Origin of the sequence: Veillonella tobetsuensis, assembly GCF_002959935.1 — a bacterium.
In the GTDB taxonomy this organism is placed as follows: Bacteria; Bacillota; Negativicutes; order Veillonellales; family Veillonellaceae; genus Veillonella; species Veillonella tobetsuensis.
In genome coordinates this window covers 22054-47120 of the sequence record NZ_PPDF01000004.1, presented here as the reverse complement: position 1 = coordinate 47120, position 25067 = coordinate 22054, and the positions used below count along the sequence as shown (strand labels likewise).

The 25067-nt window shown below is 38.7% G+C and carries 26 protein-coding genes; 1 reads left to right on the top strand and 25 read right to left on the bottom strand.

Annotated features, from left to right (window positions below):
- Window positions 1-78 precede the first annotated feature (78 nt).
- The 11 genes from mreB to VTHSUH11_RS01380 all read right to left on the bottom strand — a co-directional run bounded on the left by mreB (window position 79) and on the right by VTHSUH11_RS01380 (window position 11978).
- Window positions 79-1308, bottom strand: a complete 1230-nt coding sequence (mreB, locus tag VTHSUH11_RS01430; RefSeq protein ID WP_105092375.1) for a rod shape-determining protein — start codon at window positions 1306-1308, stop codon at window positions 79-81.
- A gap of 49 nt (window positions 1309-1357) precedes the next feature.
- On the bottom strand, window positions 1358-2623 hold the full coding sequence (gene murA / locus VTHSUH11_RS01425) for a UDP-N-acetylglucosamine 1-carboxyvinyltransferase (RefSeq protein ID WP_105092374.1): 1266 nt from the start codon (window positions 2621-2623) through the stop codon (window positions 1358-1360).
- Between the two features lie 183 nt (window positions 2624-2806).
- Window positions 2807-3769: a class II fructose-bisphosphatase gene (gene glpX, locus VTHSUH11_RS01420; protein ID WP_059361685.1), complete on the bottom strand. Its 963-nt coding sequence runs from the start codon at window positions 3767-3769 to the stop codon at window positions 2807-2809.
- A 33-nt stretch (window positions 3770-3802) separates the two neighbouring features.
- Complete coding sequence (fsa, locus tag VTHSUH11_RS01415; RefSeq protein WP_105092373.1) at window positions 3803-4447, bottom strand: fructose-6-phosphate aldolase; 645 nt, start codon at window positions 4445-4447, stop codon at window positions 3803-3805.
- 9 nt (window positions 4448-4456) lie between these two features.
- Window positions 4457-5737: a serine--tRNA ligase gene (gene serS / locus VTHSUH11_RS01410; RefSeq protein WP_059361683.1), complete on the bottom strand. Its 1281-nt coding sequence runs from the start codon at window positions 5735-5737 to the stop codon at window positions 4457-4459.
- A gap of 72 nt (window positions 5738-5809) precedes the next feature.
- A complete protein-coding gene (locus VTHSUH11_RS01405) occupies window positions 5810-6763 on the bottom strand; it encodes a cation diffusion facilitator family transporter (RefSeq protein ID WP_059361682.1) in 954 nt (317 codons plus the stop codon).
- A 253-nt stretch (window positions 6764-7016) separates the two neighbouring features.
- Complete coding sequence (gene lysS, locus VTHSUH11_RS01400) at window positions 7017-8534, bottom strand: lysine--tRNA ligase (protein WP_059361681.1); 1518 nt, start codon at window positions 8532-8534, stop codon at window positions 7017-7019.
- A 28-nt stretch (window positions 8535-8562) separates the two neighbouring features.
- Entirely contained in the window at window positions 8563-9036 is a 474-nt protein-coding gene (greA, locus tag VTHSUH11_RS01395) for a transcription elongation factor GreA (RefSeq protein ID WP_059361680.1), read from the bottom strand.
- Between the two features lie 95 nt (window positions 9037-9131).
- On the bottom strand, window positions 9132-10142 hold the full coding sequence (dusB, locus tag VTHSUH11_RS01390) for a tRNA dihydrouridine synthase DusB (RefSeq protein ID WP_059361679.1): 1011 nt from the start codon (window positions 10140-10142) through the stop codon (window positions 9132-9134).
- 84 nt (window positions 10143-10226) lie between these two features.
- Complete coding sequence (locus tag VTHSUH11_RS01385) at window positions 10227-10994, bottom strand: type III pantothenate kinase (RefSeq protein WP_059361678.1); 768 nt, start codon at window positions 10992-10994, stop codon at window positions 10227-10229.
- Window positions 10995-11003: 9 nt separating this feature from the next.
- Window positions 11004-11978, bottom strand: a complete 975-nt coding sequence (locus tag VTHSUH11_RS01380) for a biotin--[acetyl-CoA-carboxylase] ligase (RefSeq protein WP_059361677.1) — start codon at window positions 11976-11978, stop codon at window positions 11004-11006.
- A gap of 226 nt (window positions 11979-12204) precedes the next feature.
- Here VTHSUH11_RS01380 and VTHSUH11_RS01375 point away from each other — a divergent pair, with 226 nt between their 5' ends.
- Window positions 12205-13548 (top strand): threonine/serine exporter family protein, encoded by a 1344-nt coding sequence (locus VTHSUH11_RS01375; protein WP_059361676.1) that lies wholly within the window; start codon window positions 12205-12207, stop codon window positions 13546-13548.
- A gap of 49 nt (window positions 13549-13597) precedes the next feature.
- Here VTHSUH11_RS01375 and ftsH read toward each other — a convergent pair whose 3' ends face one another.
- The 14 genes from ftsH to VTHSUH11_RS01305 all read right to left on the bottom strand — a co-directional run bounded on the left by ftsH (window position 13598) and on the right by VTHSUH11_RS01305 (window position 25028).
- The gene (gene ftsH, locus VTHSUH11_RS01370) at window positions 13598-15508 is read right to left on the bottom strand and encodes an ATP-dependent zinc metalloprotease FtsH (RefSeq protein ID WP_105092372.1); all 1911 of its coding nucleotides are present in this window, start codon (window positions 15506-15508) and stop codon (window positions 13598-13600) included.
- A gap of 129 nt (window positions 15509-15637) precedes the next feature.
- The gene (gene hpt / locus VTHSUH11_RS01365) at window positions 15638-16180 is read right to left on the bottom strand and encodes a hypoxanthine phosphoribosyltransferase (RefSeq protein WP_059361674.1); all 543 of its coding nucleotides are present in this window, start codon (window positions 16178-16180) and stop codon (window positions 15638-15640) included.
- Between the two features lie 24 nt (window positions 16181-16204).
- Complete coding sequence (gene tilS / locus VTHSUH11_RS01360) at window positions 16205-17221, bottom strand: tRNA lysidine(34) synthetase TilS (protein WP_105092371.1); 1017 nt, start codon at window positions 17219-17221, stop codon at window positions 16205-16207.
- Complete coding sequence (locus VTHSUH11_RS01355; RefSeq protein ID WP_105092370.1) at window positions 17202-18104, bottom strand: Ppx/GppA phosphatase family protein; 903 nt, start codon at window positions 18102-18104, stop codon at window positions 17202-17204. The genes tilS and VTHSUH11_RS01355 overlap by 20 nt, the downstream gene beginning before the upstream one ends.
- Window positions 18105-18199: 95 nt before the next feature.
- Window positions 18200-18601: a S1 domain-containing RNA-binding protein gene (locus tag VTHSUH11_RS01350; RefSeq protein ID WP_005379830.1), complete on the bottom strand. Its 402-nt coding sequence runs from the start codon at window positions 18599-18601 to the stop codon at window positions 18200-18202.
- A gap of 57 nt (window positions 18602-18658) precedes the next feature.
- Entirely contained in the window at window positions 18659-18985 is a 327-nt protein-coding gene (locus tag VTHSUH11_RS01345) for an FtsB family cell division protein (protein WP_005379832.1), read from the bottom strand.
- Between the two features lie 124 nt (window positions 18986-19109).
- Window positions 19110-20057, bottom strand: a complete 948-nt coding sequence (locus tag VTHSUH11_RS01340) for an L-lactate dehydrogenase (protein ID WP_105092369.1) — start codon at window positions 20055-20057, stop codon at window positions 19110-19112.
- 88 nt (window positions 20058-20145) lie between these two features.
- Window positions 20146-20382: a GlsB/YeaQ/YmgE family stress response membrane protein gene (locus tag VTHSUH11_RS01335; protein WP_016476584.1), complete on the bottom strand. Its 237-nt coding sequence runs from the start codon at window positions 20380-20382 to the stop codon at window positions 20146-20148.
- Between the two features lie 9 nt (window positions 20383-20391).
- The gene (locus VTHSUH11_RS01330) at window positions 20392-21201 is read right to left on the bottom strand and encodes a hypothetical protein (RefSeq protein WP_105092368.1); all 810 of its coding nucleotides are present in this window, start codon (window positions 21199-21201) and stop codon (window positions 20392-20394) included.
- A gap of 29 nt (window positions 21202-21230) precedes the next feature.
- Window positions 21231-21701 (bottom strand): 2-amino-4-hydroxy-6-hydroxymethyldihydropteridine diphosphokinase, encoded by a 471-nt coding sequence (gene folK / locus VTHSUH11_RS01325; protein ID WP_105092367.1) that lies wholly within the window; start codon window positions 21699-21701, stop codon window positions 21231-21233.
- Window positions 21701-22063: a dihydroneopterin aldolase gene (folB, locus tag VTHSUH11_RS01320; protein WP_059361668.1), complete on the bottom strand. Its 363-nt coding sequence runs from the start codon at window positions 22061-22063 to the stop codon at window positions 21701-21703. The genes folK and folB overlap by 1 nt, the downstream gene beginning before the upstream one ends.
- A gap of 10 nt (window positions 22064-22073) precedes the next feature.
- Window positions 22074-22907 carry a dihydropteroate synthase gene (gene folP, locus VTHSUH11_RS01315; protein WP_105092366.1) on the bottom strand — a complete coding sequence of 278 codons (834 nt, stop codon included), beginning with the start codon at window positions 22905-22907 and terminating at the stop codon, window positions 22074-22076.
- Entirely contained in the window at window positions 22900-23463 is a 564-nt protein-coding gene (gene folE, locus VTHSUH11_RS01310) for a GTP cyclohydrolase I (protein ID WP_105092365.1), read from the bottom strand. Before folE ends, folP begins: the two co-directional genes overlap by 8 nt.
- Window positions 23464-23471: 8 nt before the next feature.
- The gene (locus VTHSUH11_RS01305; RefSeq protein WP_105092364.1) at window positions 23472-25028 is read right to left on the bottom strand and encodes an ABC-F family ATP-binding cassette domain-containing protein; all 1557 of its coding nucleotides are present in this window, start codon (window positions 25026-25028) and stop codon (window positions 23472-23474) included.
- Window positions 25029-25067: the final 39 nt, after the last annotated feature.

Genomic DNA, 25067 nt, shown 5'->3' with positions numbered 1-25067 from the left:
TATTTATTGTAGTATACACTATTTTCCAAAAGAATACAAAGAAAGCCGAGGTTTTTATCATCCTCGGCTTAATTTATACTATTGTAATTCTTCTAATGTATCACTCAATGTCGACATCTCATCCAGTGTTTTAGCAACACCTTTAATTACAGCATATCTAGGCATTTCAACTAAATATGCGGCAATGCCGATAGAGCGAGAAATTACGCGATCTAAACCACTAATTAACGCTCCACCACCGGTAAGAATAATACCATGATCAGCTATAGCTGCCACTAATTCAGGAGGCGTTTTTTCCAAAATAGATTTGATTTCCTCTAAAATACTCATAACCTGAGATTCTAAGGCACGTTGTATCTCTAATGAGTGAAGCGTCACTATTTTAGGCAAACCAGTAATGGCATCACGGCCCCTAATTTCTACCTCTCGCTCCTCTGAGCGTCGGTCTACCGTTCCAGCAGAAATTTTAGTTTCTTCAGCTGTCAACGCCCCAATAACAAGTTTTTTCTTTCGTCGTACATATTGAATAATGGCTTCATTAAACGAATCTCCACCTATACGTAAAGACTCACTCACTACAACCCCTGTATCACATAATACAGCAATATCAGTAGTACCACCACCAATATCAACTACCATAGCCCCTACATGGTCTGCCTCATTGAGATTTGTCCCCATTGCAGCCGCGAGGGGTTCTTCAATAAGAACGGTCTTCTTAGCGCCAGTGCGTAAAAGAGCCTCTAAAATCGCTCGTTTTTCAACAGGCGTAATTCCCGATGGCACACAAACAACGATACGTGTTTTCATAAGCCGTGATGCTGGAACTACGGAACGGATAAAATACTTTAACATGAATTCCGTCATATCGTAATCTGCAATAACCCCCGCTTGAACCGGTCGTATCACTTCAATCCCAGTCGGTGTCCTACCAATCATACGCTGAGCATTTTCTCCTACGGCCAACACATCACCGGTGCGCGTATCTTTAGCCACACAAGAAGGTTCATCTAAAACTAGCCCTTTTCCTTTAACATAGATAAGCACATTAGCTGTCCCTAAATCGATGCCTAAATCAAAGGTAAGGGATCGACCAAATTTAGATACTGTGGAGCCCACATTTTTAGGCGAAACAATACGTTTTAACGTCATGGCTGGCGTTGTTTTAGCAATAGGTTTAGTCCGCTTTTGACGACGTTCCTTACGACGTATTTCGGTTACCTTCACCATGGCCGCACGAGAGGTACGCTCTACAATAGTTTCGTTCTTACCATTCGTATCATTCTCTTGATTGCGACGCAAAGCCGGCACTTGTTTTCGCCGGCTTCGTTTCTTCGTATTCAGTTTTGGCCTTTTGTTCTTATTCGTTAACCCGAACAATATCGGCACCTAACCTTTTCAATTTACCCACTAAATCATCGTAACCGCGGTCAATATGATGCAAACGGCCTATTTCTGTTGTACCTTCTGCTGCAAGACCTGCACAAACCAACGCAGCCCCTGCACGTAAATCTGTAGCATTTACAACGGCACCATGCAATGATGGCATACCTTCAACGATAGCTTGTCGGTTATCAATATCGATATGAGCCCCCATCTTGCGTAACTCAGCAACATGCATAAAACGGTTTTCAAACACTGTTTCAGTCACGGTACTTGTGCCTTCTGCAATTGTAGTAAACGCCATGAATTGAGCTTGCATATCTGTAGGGAATCCAGGATATGGCAATGTTTTAATATCCACCGCTTTTAATCCTTTACCGGTACTGATAACACGAATACCTTCAATGTCTTCTTTAACAGTAACGCCTGCTTCTTTTAACTTAGCAACCACTGGTTTTAAATGTTCAGGCAATGCGTTTTCTACAAATACATCACCACCGGCCATAGCCGCTGCAATTAAATACGTACCAGCTTCAATACGATCTGGAATAACAGTATGAATAGCTCCATGCAAGGATTCTACCCCTTCAATGCGAATTACATTAGTACCTGCACCGCGAATATTAGCGCCCATCGCATTTAAGAATGTTGCTAAATCAACGATTTCTGGTTCTTCTGCAGCATTTTCAATAACGGTTTTACCCTTTGCCATAGAGGCAGCCATAATTACGTTTTCCGTAGCGCCTACACTTGGAAAGTCTAAGTAAATTTGAGTGCCTGTAAGGCCTTCTGGAGCATGAGCATATACATAGTCTTCAGTAATTTCAATTTTTGCACCCAATGCTTCAAATGCTTTCAAATGAAGATCGATAGGACGTGCACCAATAGCACAACCACCAGGCATGGATATTTTAGCTTCGCCTTTACGCGCCAATAATGGTCCCATCACAAGAAAAGAAGCTCTCATTTTACGAACTAATTCGTAAGGTGCTTCTGTAGCTGTCAACATAGAGGCATCGAAGATAATTTCATCATCAGCTTCGTTCCGAGTAATCTTAACCCCCAATGATTCAATTACTTGAGAAATCGTGCCAACATCTTCTAAATTTGGAATTTCCAATAATTTACTTGGTGTTGATGCCAATAAAGTAGCTGCAATAATAGGCAACACCGCATTTTTCGCACTACTAACACGCACGCGACCATTCAGCTGATTACCGCCTTGAATAACGAGCTTTTCCAAAAGAATTCCTCCTACATATCCTATATTAGAAAGGTTGTAACAATTCACAACCCTATTCGTCACACTGTTATATACTAACGATTATTATACTATTTTTTAGGCTTTCTCATCAAGTAAAACCCCCTAAGATTATCAATATAGTCTTAGGGGTTCTAAGTTACTCTACTAGTAAAAGTAATAGAATTAACGAGCTTTTAATGTTTTTAATTTATCATCCATATGAATCGTATCAAGGAAACGTACAGTCCCCGTTTTGGAGCGCATCACAATAGTATGAGTGCGAGCGCCACCTGGGAAGTATTGAATTGGATTTAACAAGTTACCGCGCGTAATGGCAGTCGCTGCAAAAATTACATCATCACTTTTTACTAGATCATCTAATGTCAATACTTGATTTACATCAGCAATACCCATTTCATGGCAACGACGAATTTCTTCATCAGTTTCTGGTTTTAAGCGAGCTTGCATATCGCCGCCTACACATTTAAGTGCTGCAGCCGCCAATACACCTTCTGGTGCACCGCCAGTACCAACAACCATGTGTACACCAGAACCTTCAATACAACATTCCATAGCTGGATTCACATCACCATCAGAAATAAGCATGATACGAGCACCTAAATCACGAGCTTCTTGCATCAAACCATAATGGCGTTCGCGATCAAGCATAACCAAGTTGATTTCTTCAACCTTACGGTCCATTTTCGTAGCTACATTTTTAATATTTTCAGTCAACGACTTGGTAATATCAATAGCACCAGCACCGCGTGGACCTACGCAGATTTTTTCCATATACATATCAGGGGCATGTAATAAACCACCTTTTTCAGCGATAGCCATAACTGCGATAGCACCATTTTGACCTTTAGCAATCAAATTAGTACCTTCAATTGGATCTACTGCAATATCTACTTCTGGACCGCCTGCACCAACATGTTCACCAATATATAACATAGGAGCTTCGTCGATTTCACCTTCACCGATAACAACGGTACCGGAAATACGAACAGAATCAAATGCTTGACGCATTGCATCAACAGCTAAGCCATCGGCTTCGTCTTTTTGTCCACGACCTAACAAACGACCACTACGAAGTGCAGCTGCTTCAACTACACGAGCAAATTCTAAAGATAAAGTACGATCCATTTTAGGGCCTCCTTAAAAAGATGTTTATATTACTTATTGATTAGCTTGTTTCCAATCAGCCATGAATTTTTCCAATCCCGCATCAGTTAATGGATGTTTCATAGCTTGTAACAACACTTTATATGGCACTGTTGCAATATGGGCACCAGCTTTCGCACATTGTAAAATATGCAATGGTGTACGTACGCTAGCAGCGATAATTTCTGTATTGATACCATGAATAGCAAAAATATCAGCAATATCTTGTATCAACGTCAATCCATCCATGCTAATATCATCGATACGACCTACAAAAGGGCTCACAAATGTAGCACCAGCGCGAGCCGCCAATAATGCTTGATTAGCAGAAAAAATCAATGTTACATTTGTCTTAATACATTCTTTTGAAAGCACTGCAACGGCTTTTAAGCCTTCTGGAGTCATTGGAATTTTAACAACCACATTAGAGCCCAGTTTTACAAGCTCATGTGCTTCTTCAATCATACCCGGTGCATCACTAGCAATGACCTCTGCACTTACAGGGCCCTCTACAAAATCCGCAATTTCTTTAATTACTTGTTTTAAATCGCGTTTAGCTTTCACAATTAGGGATGGGTTTGTCGTTACCCCGTCGATAAAGCCATAAGAGTAAGCATCTTTAATTTCACTAAATTCGGCTGTATCTATAAAGAATTTCATGGGACCTCCTTATTTGGCAGGCGTAATTTTTTCTACGCCGCCCATGTATGGAACCAACACCTTAGGAATCACAACGGAACCATCTGGTTGTTGATTATTTTCCAAAATTGCTGCTACGGTACGACCCACTGCAAGGCCAGAACCATTCAATGTATGAACAAATTCAGGTTTACCTTTAGGTCCACGACGGAATTTAATATTTGCACGACGAGCTTGGAAGTCCGTCATATTGGAACAAGAAGAAATTTCTCTATATTTATTTTGTGCAGGCATCCATACCTCAACGTCATACGTTTTAGCAGAACCAAAGCCCATATCGCCTGTACACAATGTAATAACGCGGAATGGCAATTCTAATAGACGTAATACCTCTTCTGCATTATCAGTTAATGTTTCCAATTCATTAAAGGAATCCTCTGGTTTTGAAAGTTTAACCATTTCAACCTTGTTAAATTGGTGTTGTCGAATTAAGCCACGTGTATCACGACCTGCAGAGCCAGCTTCTGCACGGAAACATGCTGTAAATGCTGTGTAATATTTTGGCAATTCGTCTTCACTTAAGATTTCACCACTATGGTAGTTTGTCAATGTAACCTCTGCTGTCGGAATCAAGAAGTACTCTGTATCCTCAACATGATACATATCTTCAGCAAATTTAGGCAATTGACCTGTACCTGTCAAAGTTTCACGAGTAACCATATAGGGCGTCATCATTTCTGTGTAACCTTGTTTATCAACATGGAGGTCAACCATAAAATTAATAAGAGCACGTTCTAAGCGCGCACCTAGGCCTTTATATACGGTAAAGCGTGCCCCAGACATTTTTACAGCTCGGTTAAAGTCAAGAATATCTAATTCTTCACCAATATCCCAATGTGCTTTTGGTTCAAAATCAAATTGACGTGGTTCGCCCCATTTACGTTGTTCTACGTTTTCATCTTCATCAGCACCAACAGGAACAGATGCGTCACACATATTCGGTAACATCAACGCTACATTACGCAAAGATTCCTCTACTTCACGAATGCGGCCATCCAACTCAGAAATTTCATCGCCAACGCGTTTCATTTCAGCAATTTTTTCATCTGCATTTTCTTTGTTGCGTTTTAATTGGCTGATTTCTTCTGTAACAGAGTTACGCAATGCCTTTAATTCTTCTACTTGTTGAATTAATTGTTTGCGTTCATCATATGCATCTACAAAAGTATCAATATCACCTTTTGTATGACGATTGTCTAAATTTTGTTTTACTAGCTCGAGATTTTCTCGGACAAATTTTAAATCTAACATAGTATCAGCCTCTTTTATTATGTCGTATAATTTAGTATTTTAATACATTTAAGTATACCATAAAATATAGTATTAATCATCATCTTCTTCATCGAGAAGATAATCTTTAGCCATCCATTTACGAGTACCTGTAAAGGAAATAGTCACCCATTTTTCTGTAGGATTACCGCCTAGCTCTCCATCAATTTCGTTTCGAATTGCATCTAGTTCTGCAATTGTTTGGTAAGGAAAATTCTTTGGTACCAAAATATCGATCTCAATAATACGTGAGTTACCATAAGCTTGCACACTAGTTACATAATCTTTAAATGAATATTTTTCCATGAATCGATCCATAATCTCTTGCACTTCATCATGCAATGATGATGGGGCCCAACCCAAAACTTGTTTTGTAGAAGGTATAAGAATCTTAATAACTGACGGAATCATTTGCAATGCTAATACGATTAAAACGATAGGGTCAATATAAACAGCCCAATAGCTATACGCTGTCTCCTCTAACAAAAGAGCAGCCACAAAACTGATGAGAATAGCCGCCTCTAGCCATGCATCAACGGACCAACTAACATTATCAAACTTGATTAGATTTGATTGTAAGCTTTTATTAATACGATGTACGTAAAAATAATAAGCTGTATCAGCTATAGTAAAGAAAATAGCATAATAAATGGCAATGCCAAAATCAACATGGCGACCGCCATTGAGTAAATCTCCTATACCACTAATCAATGCGTATAATACGATTAGTAGTATAAAGAAACCTTCAACAACGAGTACGAGAGGCTCAAATTGCCAATACCCAAATTGGAAACGCTTGCTAGTTTCACGCGCTACCAACTTGGCTGTCATAAGCATCATTATTTTAATAATTACATCAATAAATGAGAATATACCATCTAATAGTACGGCACTAGAACCAGTAATTACGCCCATAATAGTACCACTAATGGCCACCAACAACATTAATGCAACGGATTGCTTTAATAATCGTTGCTCTATTGAACGCCTTGCAGCTAATATATCCATAATTATCCCCTTATATACCTATATTATTTTATTATACTCTAATAAGGAATGTTTTTAAAATCACAGAAAAAAGCCCTCAACCATGGTTCTATAATAAATGTTGGGGTGACACCGTAATGGTGTCACCCCAACATTTATTATAGAACCGTTATTAAACATGTATAAGCTTAATTACTCTTGGTTTTAATATTTTGCATGAGTCTTAACTTAAATACGATTTCATCGTTTTCGGTTGTACTACTTACATCATATATTATTCTTCAATATTTTCAGAATTTTGTGCAGAAGATACTTCTGGTTTCATCAATGGGAATAACAATACATCGCGGATAGATGCAGAGTCTGTTAAAAACATAACAAGACGGTCAATACCAATACCTAAACCAGCTGTTGGTGGTAAACCGTATTCAAGAGCATTGACAAAATCTTCATCCATACGATGAGCTTCATCATCGCCAGCTTCACGTTCTTTCAATTGATCCAAGAAACGTTGTTTTTGGTCAATTGGGTCATTCAACTCGGAGAAGCCATTTGCTAACTCGCGGCCGTAGATAAATGCTTCAAAACGTTCTGTAGCCAATGGATTTTCACGACTTGCTTTAGCAAGAGGGGAAATTTCTTTTGGATGACCATATACAATAGTTGGTTGAATCAAGTTTTCTTCTACATAATCTTCGAAACAAGCATTCAAGATTTTACCAATACCATCACTATCTGCATATTCTACATTTAAACGATCTGCAATAGCGCGTGCTTCTTCTACTGTAGTCACTGCATCAAAGTCTTCACCAGTATATTTTTTTACACCTTCAGACATGGTGATGCGGTTCCAAGGTGGTGTTAAATTAATTTCTGTACCTTGGTATGTGATTTCTTGTGTGCCAAGTACTTCTTGAGCACAATAGGATACAAGATTTTCAGTTAAACGAATAGAATCTTCTACATCGCCATATGCTTGATAGGATTCAATAGTAGTAAATTCAGGATTGTGACGATTATCGATACCTTCGTTACGGAAACAACGGTTCATTTCGAACACGCGGTCCATACCACCAACGATTAAACGTTTAAGGTACAATTCAGGTGCAATACGCATATAGATATCAATATCAAGCGCATTGTGATGTGTAATGAACGGACGAGCCGCAGCACCACCAGGGATAGCATGCATCATAGGAGTTTCAACCTCCATGAAGCCATCACGCATCATGTACTCACGAATTTTTGCAACAATTTGGGATCGTTTTACAAATGTATCGCGTACTTCTGGATTTACGATTAAATCTACATAACGTTGACGATAACGAAGTTCTGTATCTTTAAGACCATGCCATTTTTCTGGTAATGGACGCAAGGATTTAGATAAAAGTGTCAATTTACTTACTTTGATAGTAATTTCACCTTTTTGAGTTCTAAATACATGGCCTTCAATACCTACGATATCGCCGATATCAAGCATTTTTACATATTTGTAATTTTCCTCGCCTAATGCATCTTTACGGAAATACACTTGGATATCTCCGGATTTATCACGAATATTCGCAAATGCAGTCTTACCATGAGAACGGATTGTCATTAGACGGCCCGCAATCACTGTAGGTTGGTCTTCATAGTTCAAGAAGTCATCTTTAATATCTTTTGCATGATCTTTAACAACAAAACGTTGGCCAAAGGGATAGATGCCATCAGCTTCATATTCAGCCAATTTGTCGCGGCGAATTTGCATTTGATCATTTAATTCTTCTTGTACATTTTTAATTTCTTCACTCATGTTATCGCCTCTTCGTTGGAAATGTAAATTATTGAATTGCTAACACTTTAAAAGTAACAGGGCCATCTGGTGTGGAAACCTCTACTTCATCACCCTGGCGTTTACCCAAAATAGCTTTGCCTACAGGGGATTCATTGGAAATACGATTGTTGAAAGGATCCGCTTCAGAGGAACCAACAATAACATATTCTAATTCGTCATTATACATAGTATCTAAAACAGTAACCTTGCTACCAACAGATACAACATCACCCTTAACGGATTCATCGATGATTTTTGCAGTGTTAATTTTATTTTCTAATTCAGAAATATGACCTTCAATGAAAGCTTGTTCATTTTTAGCATCATCATATTCAGAGTTTTCACTAATGTCGCCATATTCAATAGCGGTTTTAATACGTTGTGACACCTCGATACGGCGCACAGATTTATAATATGCTAATTCATCCTCAAGTTTTTTCAAACCTTCGGCTGTAAGTAATGTTTCTTTTACGTCTGCCATGGATTCTCCCATTCTTTCTACATATAAATAATAGAAAAAGTGTCATAGTACGATGACACCTTATCTTGCATCTTTAAATTTTCTAATCAATTATACTAAGAACCCCTGTTTTTGTCAATGCGAGCCCAATGCTCTAACAGTTCTCGGTATTTTAAAAGCTCAATTCTAAAGCTTTGAGGTGTATGAATTGTATTTACTCGATTTCGCCAATACGCAGATTCAGGCATGCCCTTCATATACCACCCTGCATGTGTCCGTATTTCTTTTACGCCAAGGGTCTCACCCTTATACCGACATAACAGTTCAAAGTGCTGAAGCAACATATCCACTCGCTCTACATACGTAGGTGCGGGACTACTTTCACCAGTAGTTAAATACTGATTAATACGCTCAAAAATCCATGGATTCCCTTGTGCACCTCGTCCAATCATCACCGCATCACAGCCAGTTTCTTGTATCATATTAAAAGCATCTTCAGGTGTCCAAATATCGCCATTGCCAATAACAGGAATAGATAGTTCCTCTTTCACAGCTTTAATATAGGACCAATCTGCATGCCCCATATACATTTGTTCCCGAGTTCGACCGTGAACAGCCACGGCTGCAACACCAGTACTTTCAATGCGTTTAGCAAAATCAACTACATTAATATGCTCCGCATCCCAACCGATTCGCATTTTTACCGTAACAGGTTTATCTACGGCTTTTACAGCAGCCTCAGCCACACGAGCAGCCAGATCTGGAGTTTTCATTAACGCAGAACCATCACCGCTAGAAACGACCTTTTTAACAGGACATCCCATGTTGATATCTACAATATCTGCACCAGCATCTGCTACCACCTTCGCGCCCAATGCTATTGCTTCTGGATTTGAACCAAAAATCTGCATTGATACGGGATGTTCAACTTCTTCCATACGCAACAATTCATGAGTGCGTTCATTTTTATATTTTATGCCCATAGCACTAACCATCTCGGTACAAACCATGGATGCGCCATGTTCTTTGGCTAATAATCGGTATGCAATATCACTAACCCCTGCCATAGGTGCTAAAATAGCCTTACCATGAATGGGTACATTACCAATAGCCCATGTTTCTTTCATTATGATTCACCTAATAAAACAGGTACAGCCTAAGCCGTACCTGTTATGTACACTATAATTACAACTAACTCTATTATAGTACCATTATTTATTTCGTTCGTAAATGAGGCGAAGACCTTCTAGAGTAAGCATCGGTTCTACATGATCAATGCAGTCGGTAGCACTACTAATAAGTTGTGCCAAACCGCCTGTTGCTACAACTGTTACATCGCCGCCCATTTCGGCTTTCATACGAGACACCAAGCCCTCTACTTGCCCAACATAGCCATAAAACATACCAGATTGCATGGAGGATACGGTATTACGATTAATCACCTGTCCAGGATCCTTTACTTCAATACGCGGTAATTTGGCAGCTCGTTGGAATAGTGCCTCTGCTGAAATTGTTACCCCTGGTGTAATAACACCTCCAATATAATCACCATTACCTAAGACTGCACAATAGGTTGTAGCAGTACCAAAATCAATGATAATTAATGGGCCTTTATATACTGCATTAGCTGCTACTGCATTTACAATGCGGTCAGCCCCTACTTCGCGCGGATTATCATATTTAATAGCAATACCTGTTTTTGTACCAGGTCCTACGATAATTGGATTTACATTAAAATAACGTAAACATACCCGTTCAAGCGTAGGCATCATCGGAGGTACTACAGAGGAAATTATGATATCCGTAATATCCTTTGCATTAACCTTGCGATCATGAAAAAATAGATTCATCATCAACATGCCATATTCGTCCGTGGTTCGCACGCGATCCGTAGAAATTCTCCAGTGTCCCACAAGATCCTTATCGTCATATACACCGAGAACAATATTGGTGTTTCCCACATCAATTACTAATAACATGCATTCCTCCTATTTTCGTGGCCGTATAGAAACGTCACCAGCAACAACCCTCTTAATATCCCCTGTGGATGTTTTTACCAATAAATTACCATCATTATCAATATCAGTAGCCACCCCTTCATATGTATTACCTGGCGCTCTAACCTCAATTTCTTGATTTAAAGTTACACTTAACTTACGCCACTCATTCAAAGTATCATCAAATCCGCTATCCAACACTTCGTAATATTGATGCTCTAATTCTTCTAAGATGATTTTGAAAGCTTCTGTCCGTTCGATTTCGATTCCTTCCATCAAGAGTGATGTAGCAATTTGTTTAATTTCTTCAGGTAATTCCTCTTGTTTAATTTTAATATTAACACCAATCCCCATCACAATATGAGAAATCTCTTCCATTGATCCGGACATTTCTGTTAAGATACCTACCAATTTACGACCATTGACCAAAATATCATTAGGCCATTTAATACCCGCATCTGTAAGCCCCATTTTATGAAAGGCTTTTGTCAATGCTACAGCAGCCATCAATGTACATTTAGGAGCCTCAGCAGGAGGAAAGTCAGGACGTAGAATAAGACTAAACCAGAGACCTTTTCCAAACGGAGAATACCAACCACGAGACAAACGACCTCGTCCTGCAGCTTGTTCCTCTGTAACAACAACAGTACCTTCCTCGGCACCTTGTTGTGCTAATCGACGAGCCTCTAAATTAGTAGACTCAGTAGTATCCATATATACATATCGTTTACCAAATACATCGGTATTTAATATTTGTTTCATTGCTAATGGGCTTAACAAATCCGGCTCCTCCAACAAACGATATCCACGCTTTGTATAGGACTCAATTTTATAGCCCTTTTGTCGTAGTGCTTTTATATGCTTCCAAATGGCAGTCCGAGACACATGACATGCCTCTGACATATCTTGCCCCGATACAAAACCGCCTTGATTCTGTCGTAAAAATTCTAATACTTCATCACGCATAATAAGGCCCCCTTCTCATGTCGGTTTACAATTCGATTGTACAAGTGGACCCCTGAAAATGCAAGTGTTATTTATCAATTTTATAAATAATCATTCAAAAAAATGCAAGTTATTTGATTTTTAATACCCCCTAAGGTAGACAAATAGATTTATGAATGATATTATAATCCATTAATAGTATAATGAATATACTATGATAATTCTAAGGAGTATCTATGGAGTATCTATGAAACAGTTCACATTAGCTGAGAAAAACGAAGTCTTAGAAACACCTTTTATTCATATCCATCGAAAACTAGATGTCTTATTGAGTATTGGAAAACTATTGATGGAGTCGGGTGCTGATACGGGACGCATAACCTCAGAAATTTTAAGGGCTGCCACATTTATGGGCATACCTCATGAATATCTTAATATACATATTAGTTATACCACTATTATGATTAATATCTTCCACGAAGAACGATCTATTACGGTATTCAGAAAAACACCGAGTCACATTCCTAATATGGCTATGATTAATGCCGTTTCTAAATTAACGTGGAGAGCTTTCGAGCGTCACTATTCATTGACTACCTATGAAATGTTGATAACGAAACTTCCACATGCAATCTCTGTGTATCCTAATTGGATAAAAGGTATTGCTTGCGCACTAGGTTCATCTGGGTTAGCATTCTTATTTAGCGGCGATATTATTGCATTACTAGTTACATTTATCTGTTCATTATGTGGATATTTTACGCGTAGCTTATCTCACAAACTAGGTTTTAATGAATATATGAGTATAGCCTTAGGTTCATTTACAGCCATGTTTATAGCTTACGGTTTCTACCTCCATATTGAACTAGGTTCACTGTTATATGTACTCGTTTGTTGTACCTTATTTATGATTCCTGGTGTACCTCTAATCAATTCTGTTGTGGACACTATTAACAATCATATTTTATCAGGTATAACAAGGGCGATTCGTACACTTCTCATCGTAGGTAGCATGACACTTGGTATGGCAATGGCCCTTTATTTTAGTCCTGTACCTGCCTTTAGTTTTGTAGATATTAAACCTCATGTATTCACTATTGAACAAATGATCGGTGCATTTATGGCCGCTGCATCCTTTGCAGTCCTCTTCAATGCGCCTATACGTTCATTATTCTATATTGGATTGGGCGGTGTCGTCTGCGTCAGTGTACGAAATCTCGTACTTGTACATTATGGATTTTCTCTTCCTGGTGCCACCTTCATAGGTGCAGCTACAATGAGTATTATTTTTCTTAAATTATCCTCTTGGCTTCGAACCTCAGGACCGGTATTGGTTGTCCCATCCGCCATTGCACTCATGCCAGGTATTTTATTATATCGATTCCTATTTGATATATTACACATCAACAAGTTAAATGAATCAGGATTATTGTATATGGCTCAAAACGGTACTACTGGTGTACTCTGTATCGTAGCTATTGCCGTTGGTGTAGCAATTCCAAATGTACTAGCTCAAAAATATCTACAACGCCAAAAAGAAATACGCATCCAAGAACTCATGGCCACACGCCATGCTTCTGACGGACAATAAAAGAGGCTACCTTGCGATTCACCGCAAGGTAGCCTCTTTTGATTATCTATTAAGATTGTACATCAGATTCAGTAGAATCAATTTTTGTTTCATTCATAAATTCAGGTGCACTAGTAACTGCTTCCACGGACTCTACGTTTGTATCTTCTGTTTCGACAGGAGCCTTAGTAGTACCGTATTTATGAAGGTTTTCAACTGCTGTTGAATCAATTGTTTCTTCTTCTAATAAGGCATTGGCCATGTTATGTAAGAAATCCATATTGTCTGTTAACAATTTTTCTACATCACGATATGCTTCATCTACAATCTGATGAACCTCAACATCGATTTTACTTGCCACTTCTTCACTGAAGTTGCGTTCATGACCGATATTTTTTCCAAGGAATACTTGTTCTTGTTGTTCACCAAATACGATTGGTCCCAATGTATCACTCATGCCCCAACGCATTACCATGGAGCGCGCTGTACTTGTTACAGTTTGTAAGTCCCCAGATGCACCAGTACTAATATCACCTAGTACAAGAGCCTCTGCAATACGACCACCTAAAGAAACGCGTATATCAGCTAATAATTGAGCTTTTGTTTTATAATCATGTTCCTCCTTAGGTAACATCATTGTATATCCACCGGCATAGCCACGAGGAATAATCGTTACCTTATGAACAGGATTTGCATGTGGCAACAAATGTGCCACAATAGCATGACCAGATTCATGATAAGCAGTCAATTTGCGATCTTTTTCGCTAACAATATGACTACGGCGTTCTGGTCCCATGCTAACCTTTTCACTAGCTTCTTCTAGTTCAGCCATAGTGATGATTTTTTTATTTAAGCGAGCTGCCAATAAGGCTGCTTCATTCAACAAATTGCTCAAGTCAGCACCGGTAAAACCAGGTGTCTTTTTCGCAATTGTTTTTAAGTCCACATCATCGGCCATCGGTTTATTGCGTGCATGAACCTTAAGAATTGCTTCACGACCGCGAAGATCTGGTCGGCCAACAACAACTTGTCTATCAAAGCGACCTGGACGCAACAACGCGGGATCTAAAATATCTGGTCTATTGGTTGCAGCAAGGGTAATAATACCTTCATTGGCACTAAAGCCATCCATTTCTACGAGCAATTGGTTTAATGTTTGTTCACGTTCATCGTGACCACCACCAAGGCCCGCACCACGTTGACGGCCTACCGCATCAATTTCATCAATAAAAATGATACATGGTGCATTCTTTTTCGCTTGACCAAAGAGGTCACGCACACGAGATGCGCCGACACCGACAAACATTTCTACGAAATCTGAACCGGAAATGGTAAAGAATGGAACACCAGCTTCGCCAGCTACAGCCTTTGCTAACAAAGTCTTCCCTGTACCTGGAGGTCCTGCTAATAATACCCCTTTAGGAATAGTAGCACCAATGCTTGTAAATTTACCTGGATCCTTCAAGAATTCTACGACCTCAGTCAATTCTTGTTTTGCCTCTTCGGCACCAGCTACATCGTTAAATTTAACCTTTACATTTCCGTCGCCCATCATCTTAGCACGGCTTTTGCCAAAGTTCATCACGCGACCGCCACCACCTTGGGTTTGTTGCATGATGAAAAAGAATACAACCACTAGGATAATAATTGGAATAGCAGAACCTAATAGGCTTACCCACCAAGAAGGTTGTTCTGGTGGTGCTGCTGTAATTTCAACACCATTATCTGTCAAGGTTTTAATCAATGTATCATCAGATGGTGCATAGGATACAAAATCCGTACCATTTTTTAATTTCCCCTTGATACCATGGTCATTTGTTATCGTTACAGACTCAACCTTTTTTTGTTGTACCTGTTGTACAAAACCGGTATAACTCATTTCGGCTTTATTATTGTTTTGCCCTGCAAGTGAATCTATAGCGAAAACGGCAATTGCAATGATAAGTAAGTAAAGGACGAGTTTTTTACTAAATTGACTCAAAAAATTACTCCTTTCACATGTAATGTATAATCTATTTAATTTAAATGCATAATGATATGCATTATTATATTATACCATAAAAGGCGAACAAACACTCGCCATTATTTAGGTTTAACATATATTTGTCATTTATTGATAAACTGATTCTTTCAAAATACCAATATACGGTAATTGACGATATCGTTCAGCATAGTCTAAACCATAACCAACAACAAAATAGTCTGGCACAGTAAAGCCTACATAATCGACATCAACGTCCATTTTACGACGTTCTGGCTTATTAAGAAGCGCCACAAGACGAACACTCTTAGCACCGCGTGCTTTTAAATTATCTAATAAATAGTGAAGTGTCGTACCAGTATCTACAATATCCTCTACGACTAATACATGCTTGCCTTCTACGGAACGATCCAAATCTTTTAAAATTCGCACTACACCAGTACTGGTTGTGCCATCTCCATAGCTAGAACAAGAAATAAAATCAAAGGATACATCTACGGTGTTATCGATAGTACGTGCTAAATCAGTAAAGAAAACAATAGCACCCTTCAATACACCTACAAGTACAACAGAATCGTTTGCGTAATCTTTGCTGATGGTAGCGCCTAATTCACGAATACGAGACGCTAATTGTTCTTGAGTATATAAAATCTCTTTTACATCTTGATGCATATAAAAGACCTCCCGGCTCTATATCTAATGTTCGCAATATACATGTATTGTATCACATTGTGCGTTAATTGTAACTTTTTGAATGGTGAAAGTTTTGGGTTCTCCTGATTTCACAATATGCTCTAGTTGCTCTTGATGTAACAAGGACAGTGACACACTAGTAATCATCAACTGCCACAGTCTACGTTGCATAGCTAGTGGCAATGCTCTCATAGCACGTCGTGACACAGTATATCCATATGGAGTCAGCATCACTAGTTGTGAAAATAAACGTCTACTTTCACCATATATATAAGCCTCATCAACATGAGCAATATTTCCTAGTCGACATAGTGCATCTACTACATTGGGATTTATTGTTTGTAAGACAGGAATCACTTCATGGCGTATGCGATTACGATTATATTGTACATCCTCATTAGAACCGTCTATACAATAAACAATTCTCTGTAATTGAGCATATTCCAATATTTCAGATTTTGTCACTTCTAATAATGGTCGAACAACGGGAACCGTATAATCATGACTCACCACAATCATTCCTGTAAGGCCTTTAATCCCCGTTCCACGCAGTATATGTGCCAAAATAGTTTCCGCTTGATCATCCTTATGATGAGCGGTAACGATATAATCATAGCCTTCACGTTCTGCTAATTGATTAAACCACGCATAACGCTCATAACGACCAATGGTCTCTACAGACTCTTTTCGCGCCCTAGCTATAGCAGGAACATCCCTTTTTATCCCCCAGAAAGGTATATTTCTCGCCTTACAATAGTTTTCCACTAGCTGTAATTCACTAGCACCTTCACTGCGAATGCAATGATCTATAGTTGTAACGCCGATAGTCCACTGGGCTTTCCTATGATAATTTAAATATTGCAATACATCTAGCAAGACCATAGAATCTGGACCACCGGAGCAAGCAATCAAAACACGTGCTTCCTTAGGAAATAAATTAGCATCTTTTAAGGTTTTATTAACAGTTCTATGTAGTTGTTTAATTACTTTTGGAGTAGTTTTACTGTGTTGGCTCATCATGACCTTCAAACAATTCTTGTTGCAATGCTTCCATCCCATCTTGTTCACTCACAAAAATATGAGGAACCTCATAAGCATCCATAAATGATGTTAGTATTTCTGCACCACTTACAATAATATCTGCACGCCCAGGCTGTAGTCCTGGTACATGTAAACGTTCATCACGACTCATGTAACGCAATTGTAAAATAATGCCTTCCACACACTCTCTTGATAATTTATGACCTTGAATCTTATGACCATCATATTCTGTCATTTTTAAATCAATAGCTGCCAAGGTTGTAATAGTACCACCTATGCCAATAAAGTCACCAAAGGTGCCCTCTATCATCATAGGGTCCCATAAGAATCTAGTTTCTTCCCATACTCGTTGTGGGCCTTCATCTGAAAGTGGGCGAAGACGTACTGCTCCAACAGGGTACGAACGACTCCAATAGATGCTATCTTTAGAACCGAGTGCCAACTCAGTACTACCACCGCCAATATCAATGGTTGCATAATGTAATCCGTCAGCTAAACGATCTTGTAAAGCGCCTTTAAATCCATAAACTGCTTCTTCATCACCACTTAAGATACGATACGTCATGGAGCAATATGTCATGGCTTGCTCCATAAACGCAATGCCATTTGATGCTTCTCGAACGGCACTCGTTGCAAATGCAAGACAATGGTCTACGCCATAATCTTTCGCTAGAGTGGCTATTTCAGAAAACGCTTTATAAGATGCATCCATCGATTCTGTCGTTAACGATCCATCTTCATTTCGTTTGCCTAATCGCGTTGTCCATAACCGCTTTGGTTCGTTATGCCATTGACCATCTATATAAGTTCCTAGTAATAATCGAATAGAATTAGAACCTACATCGATAATAGCAGCTTTCATAGCCGCCCCTCCTTATTATCCCTCTATTAATTACCCACTATAATTACAATTTTAAAGTATATGCACAAAGAGATGGCCGAAACCATCTCTTTATTTTAATCGCGACGACCGCCACGGCCACCACGTTTACCTTCTGTATTACGTTTTAAATCATGTAATCGCTCGTTGCTATCACGCAAGAATGATTTCATCTTTGCCTCAAAAGACTCTGCACTTTGTCGACTTTGTACACGGCGCTCTGGACGGCGTTCCTCTACTTGTGGTTTTTCTTGAGTTTGACGAATGGAAAGACCAATTTTACTACCATCTACAGATAAGACCTTTACCTTCACTGCATCTTGTACTTTTAGTACATCGTTAATATCCTCTACATAGCCATGAGCTACTTCTGAAATATGAACTAAACCTGTTTGTTTATCACCTAAATCGATAAAAGCACCAAACTTTGTAATACCGGAAACTGTACCGTTTAAAACGCTACCAACTTCGATTGCCATGCAACCTCCTAATAAAACCTCAAAATATAAACTAAAACTACACCAATGATGACAAGATCATTTTACATATGGCACTTCACCCGGTTTAACGAGGCCTAATTGCTCACGTGCTACATTTTCAATATTCTTAGGATCTTGTAGCTTTGCTTTTTCTTGTTCTAATTCATCATTTCTTTGTTGCAATTCTTGCAATTGTTGTTCAATATGTTGTTTTTCTTGATATATAGCTACTAAGCGATATGCTTGTCCAAGTAAAAGCATAACCATTACTGCAACTGCAATGCGTTTCACCCACATAATGACAATCTTACGATCTTCAGCGCGTCGATTTCGTTGCACCCGTCTACGCTTTATCGGTTTTTCACGATGTTCAGATTGTTTCATGCAGCGCCCCCAAAAATAGTATTAACTATATACATAATAACAAATTATACCACAGAACCCCTAGGAAATTATAGGTAGAAAATTGTATAAAAGTAGATTTATTTTGAAATATATTTAAGATACATTACATAGTTTCTGCTTTTTTTGCATATTCTCTAATAACCGCACAGGATTTCTTAAATAAAGCCAATTCATCCTCTGTCATTTGTAATTCAAGAACATCTTCTATGCCATCCTTGCCAATGACAGCAGGTGTGGATGCAAAAACGCCTGTTTCCCCGTATTGACCATCTAAATAACAAGAACATGGCAATACTTTTTTCTCATCATGGAATACAGAGCGAATTAACTCTGTGGTGGCACTTGCTATACCAAATTCCGTAGAGCCTTTGCCTGCCAACACATGATATCCACCAATTTTAACATCATCTAAAACTTGTTTATGATCTAGTTCTGGAAATCTATGAGGCAATTCTTTTTGCAATTCTACTAACGGCTTGCCTTGTACATACACATGGGACCATGGCACCATAGCACTTGCGCCATGCTCACCCATGCAATAAGCAGTAATAGTTCGATTGCTAATATCGAATATATGAGCTAACTCTTTTTGCAATCTTGCAGAATCTAGCGCTGTACCTGACGAAATAATGCGCTTTGGATTCCAATCTAAATGTTTACATAAATACGTAGCCACTACATCTGCTGGATTAGATATAGAAATAATAAAGCCCTTAAATCTAGATGCTTTAATTCGAGGAATAACATCCTTTAGCACTGCGATTGTATCACCAAGGCTTTCTAGTCGATCTTGATATAAATTAGGTAGTGGACCCGCACTAAAAACAAGAATATCACAATCACCACATTCTTCAATCGGACCAGATGTAGCCGTTACACGATGAGGGATATAACTAACCGCATCATTAACATCCATAGCCTGTGCTTTAGCTTTCTTTTCATCAATATCTATCATATATAACTCATCAACTTCGCCTTGCAAAGCTAAAGAAAAGGCTACATGCGAGCCTACATGTCCAGTTCCGATAATACCTACTTTACGTAATTTCATAAAGGCCTCCTCAATACCATTTAGTTTATAAATAATTGAAAGGACTATTATAGCCACTTACTATAATAGTCCTTTTTTAAATATATTGTTAGTCCCTTCCAAAAAAGAAACTCACTACAGCAATAACGATAACTGCACCTACGATAGAAGGAATTAAAGCCATACCAGCAAGACTTGGACCCCATGTACCAAGTAAAGCTTGACCCACAGAGGCCCCAACTAAACCTGCTACAACACGAAGAATAATTCCCATGCTTTTCGCTTTCTTAGTAATACGTCCTGCTACGAAACCAATAAAACCACCTACGATAATAGACCAAAGCATGTGTACCTCCTACTGATGTACATCAATTAATTCCAGAGGAAATAGATTTTGTTCCTGTACATCAATTTTATTCTTTTCTAAATATTGTTTACGTAAATTCCACAAAATAGATAAGTCATCTGGTTCTATCTTATTTAATGCATAAATCCGTATAAATTGTGATCCATAATGACCTTTCAAGCTATCAGGAACACCTTTCGTACCCTCTCCTAGAATACGAGTGTTAAAGTATCCCTGAATTTCTTGTTTTGACCGATCAATAATGATAAATCCAGAGCCATCTAAAATATATAATTTTGAATCACCTTGCTTAAGAGACTTTACATTATTAGTAATAAAAAATTTCTTATCTAAATCGATGAGCGAAGATTCATAACCAGATTGGTAATAAGGCTTTATATAATGAGCTCCTTTATCAGTAGCATTGAGCAAATCTGAAAAGTTACGTTGTTCATCAGCAGAAAAATCTTGAAAGTTCGCTACAGTTTCTACGTGACGTACACCTTTATGATAATTTTTTAATTGCCCTGGCTCAATATGGTTACCTTTAAATTGGATTGCATTGAGACGAATAGTATTTTCTTTTACATTATAAATACCATAGCCTTCATAGCCTAAAAAGTATACGTCATCACCGATTTGTTTCATTCCTAATATACGTTTAGATATAACTGCATCATTTGATATAACCATCAAAGTATGCTGTTCAGGATCTACCTTAACAGACTTTACATCATTATTAACCATCGACATCGCCCAATAAGATAACCCCATTAGAAGAATGGCAATAAAGATAAATCCCAGTCGTTTTGCATTCATCTTAACCCCTTATGAATACACATCTTATATTATTTCTTTAGTGTTTGAATCCTATCACCTATGGATTCCCCATTATATGTAAACGCTTTATCTAGCTCCATCAAGGGCTCTAAAACAAATAGTCTATCCCAAAAATAGGGATGAGGAATCACTAATCGAGCATCATTGATATACATACACGCACCATCATCCGATAGGGCATATACAATATCCAAATCAAGTGTTCTTGGTCCCCAATGAATATCCCTCTTACGTTGAGCCTCACATTCTAATGACTGTAAGACATCGAGTAAATCGTGAGGTTCTAATGAGCTAGATACACGCCAAACAGCGTTTAAAAACACATCTTGCTCTGTATAGCCCCAAGGTTCTGTCTCCATAACGGAGGAACTAGTAATCCTATGAACTTGAGGATGTATTGAAAGCGAATCATATGCGCCCATAATAAACTGACGGCGATTCCCTATATTAGAACCTACACTAATATAGTATGTGTACATTAAATTTGACCTCGAGTCGTTACAACCTCTACATAATCTAATACACCGGCAATAGGTACCGATGGTTTGCGAACGGCTACGCTTAAACCAATAATTCCTTGAAAATGTTGGTAGAGTGAATCTGCAATTAATGCCCCAATATGTTCAAGTAAATTGCAACTTTCACCAGTCATAATAGAGGCCACCATATCATAAACCTCAACATAATTGATGGAGTCCTCCAAAACATCGGTTTGACCAGGCTTTGTTAAATCAGTTTTAATCTCCACATCTACGAAGAAGCGTTGCCCTTGAGATTTTTCAGACTCTAAATTACCATGATATCCGTAAAAAGCCATGTTTTTTAATACGATCTTATCCATAGTAAACCCCTTATTCGCCGCGAAGTAGACCATCCGCTACAACAAGAGCACGTTTATGCATTAATACATTGTGCACACGAACCATATCAACACCTTGGAAAACTCCTGTAATACAAGCTGCTACAGTACCTTCATCACGTTCTTCTGGAGGAAGTCCACCAAGCATGGAGCCAATAAAGCGCTTTCGACTAGGTGCTAACAATACAGGGTATTCATAAGCTGTAATTTCACCTAAACGTTGTAAAACCTCAATATTTTGTTCCTCTGTTTTCCCGAAACCAATACCTGGATCAAGCCAAATATTTTGTGGTTGTACTCCTTCTTTTAAAGCTTTATCAACAGCAGAGAAGAAATAGGCTTTCATATCTTCAATGATATCATCGTAATTTGTATCATTGCTGTTGTGCATAATGATAATCGGCACGCGATGTTTTGCAGCTACGGCCGCCATATCTGGATCATAATGTAATCCCCATACATCATTTAAAATATGCGCTCCTTTAGAGAATGCATAATCAGCCGTTTTAGCGTGATACGTATCAATGGATACAGGTACAGTAGATGCCTCTAATACAGGATCAATCAATACACTAAGGCGTTCAATTTCTTCATCTGCTGTCAATGGTGTACATCCAGGTCGCGTTGATTCAACACCTAAATCAATCACATCAGCCCCGTCAAGAATCATTTGACGAGTCCACTCTGCCGCTGATTCGGGTGTATTATGCAATCCACCATCAGAGAAAGAGTCTGGCGTACCATTTAAAATCCCCATAATCAATGTATGGTCAAATAAGCGTAATGATTTTCCATCACTCCAAGTATATTGTCTACGTTTATACATTTGTGCCTCCTAACATAGCCAATGCTTCGTCTCGCAAAGATCCAGCCTCCCTTAATAAGCCTCTGCTTTCTATGGTTACCACTTGCGAGCCTTGTTGCAAAGTCCCCTTCACCAACATACATAATTGTGTCGCTTTAAGACGTACAAAAACACCTTCTGCCGATAAATCTCGTTCGATAGCATCAGCTATTTCCCGAGTCAATCGTTCTTGTAATTGTGGTTTTCTACTTAATACCGTTATTACATCATTAAACTTACTTAAGCCAGCTACACAACCACTATGTGGTTGATATATTACATCTACAGTGCCAAAAAATGGCAATAGATGATGTTCACACATGGAGTAGAACGGAATGTCTGTAACAGCTACTAAGCCATTATAATCCGTAGAAAACAGCTCTCCCCATAACTCCTTTGTATCTTTACCTACACCAGAAAATAGCTCTTCATATAATTCGGCTACACGGATTGGTGTTTTTTCTAATTCTGGCGCCTTTGTATCAACGGATAGAGCGCGCAAAAACTGTTCTATCCCTTCTTTAGCAAGTTGATTCATAGGCCCTCCTAAACGATTTTCGTTGTCCAATCCTCTATATTCCAAATATCGGTGATCCAACTTTCATAAAATTCTGGTTCATGGCTGACGAGAACAATGGTGCCTTTAAAGTCACGCAACGCTCGTGCTAATTCATCTTTTGCGTGTATGTCTAAATGATTTGTCGGTTCATCAAGAACGAGAACATTGTATTTTTTCTGCATTAATTTACAGAGTCTTACCTTCGCATTTTCACCACCGGATAAAACGCGCATTTGAGATGTAATATGTTCATTTGACAAACCGCAACGCGCCAGTGCTGCACGAACCTCCGCATTTGTCATAGCGGGGTATTCATTCCAAATATAGTCTAATGCAGTTTCCGAGTTAGATGGTGCATCCTCTTGAGCAAAATAACCAACCTCAAGGAAATCACCTTTTGTTAATTCACCACTCACCGGTTTTAATAAACCTAAAATAGTCTTTAATAAGGTTGTTTTCCCTAAACCATTGACACCGCGAATGGCAATTTTTTTATTGCGTTCAATTTGAAAGTCCACCGGTCTAGCTAACGGTTCATCATAGCCAATTTCAAGTCCAAAGGCTTCAACAATAAAACGACTAGGTGTACGGCCTTCTTTAAATCCAAAAGATGGTTTGATATACTCCTTTGGTTTTTCAAGAATTTCCATTTTTTCTAATCGTTTAGCACGAGAATTTGCCATACCGCGGGTAGCTACACGCGCCTTATTGCGTTGAATAAAATCCTCCATACGTTCAATTTCTTGCTGTTGGCGCTCATAAGCCTTGCGAGCCTGGGCCTTCTGAACCTCATAGGCGGCTTGGAACTGATGATAATCCCCAGTATATCGAGTAAGGACAGCCTGTTCAATATGGTAGATTACATTGACCACAGAGTTTAAAAACTCCATATCATGAGAAATTAAGATAAAAGCATTCTCGTAATTTTGTAAATAGTTTTGCAACCAATGAATATGTTCTACATCCAAATAGTTCGTCGGTTCGTCTAGTAGTAATATGGTCGGTTTTTCAAGTAATAGTTTAGTCAGCAAAACCTTTGTACGTTGACCACCACTTAGCTCAGATACATCTCGTTCTAAACCAATATCCATAAGGCCCAGTCCTTGTGCGGTTCTTTCAATAACCGCATCAATCTCGTAGAACCCACGTTGCTCTAGAATTTCTTGCCATTCACCAACTTGCTCTAAGAGACGATTCATTTCATCTTCTGAAACATCCCCCATTTTACTATACGCATCGTTGATATTCTCTTCCATAATGTATAAATCATCAAAAGCACGTTGCAATACATTACGAATGGTCATGCCCTTTTCAAGGACCGCATGTTGATCTAAATAGCCCACGGTCACTTGATTGGACCACTCAATTTTACCTTCATCAGGAGGCAGTTTTCCTGTAATGATATTTAAAAACGTAGACTTACCTTCACCATTCGCACCAATCAAGCCTACATGCTCGCCCTTTAACAGTCGGAACGATGCATCATCTAATATTTGTCGTGCCCCAAAGCCATGCGTTACATGGGATACCGTTAATACACTCATCATCTATCTCCATCGGAATAAAAGCCGTCTTGCTTAAGA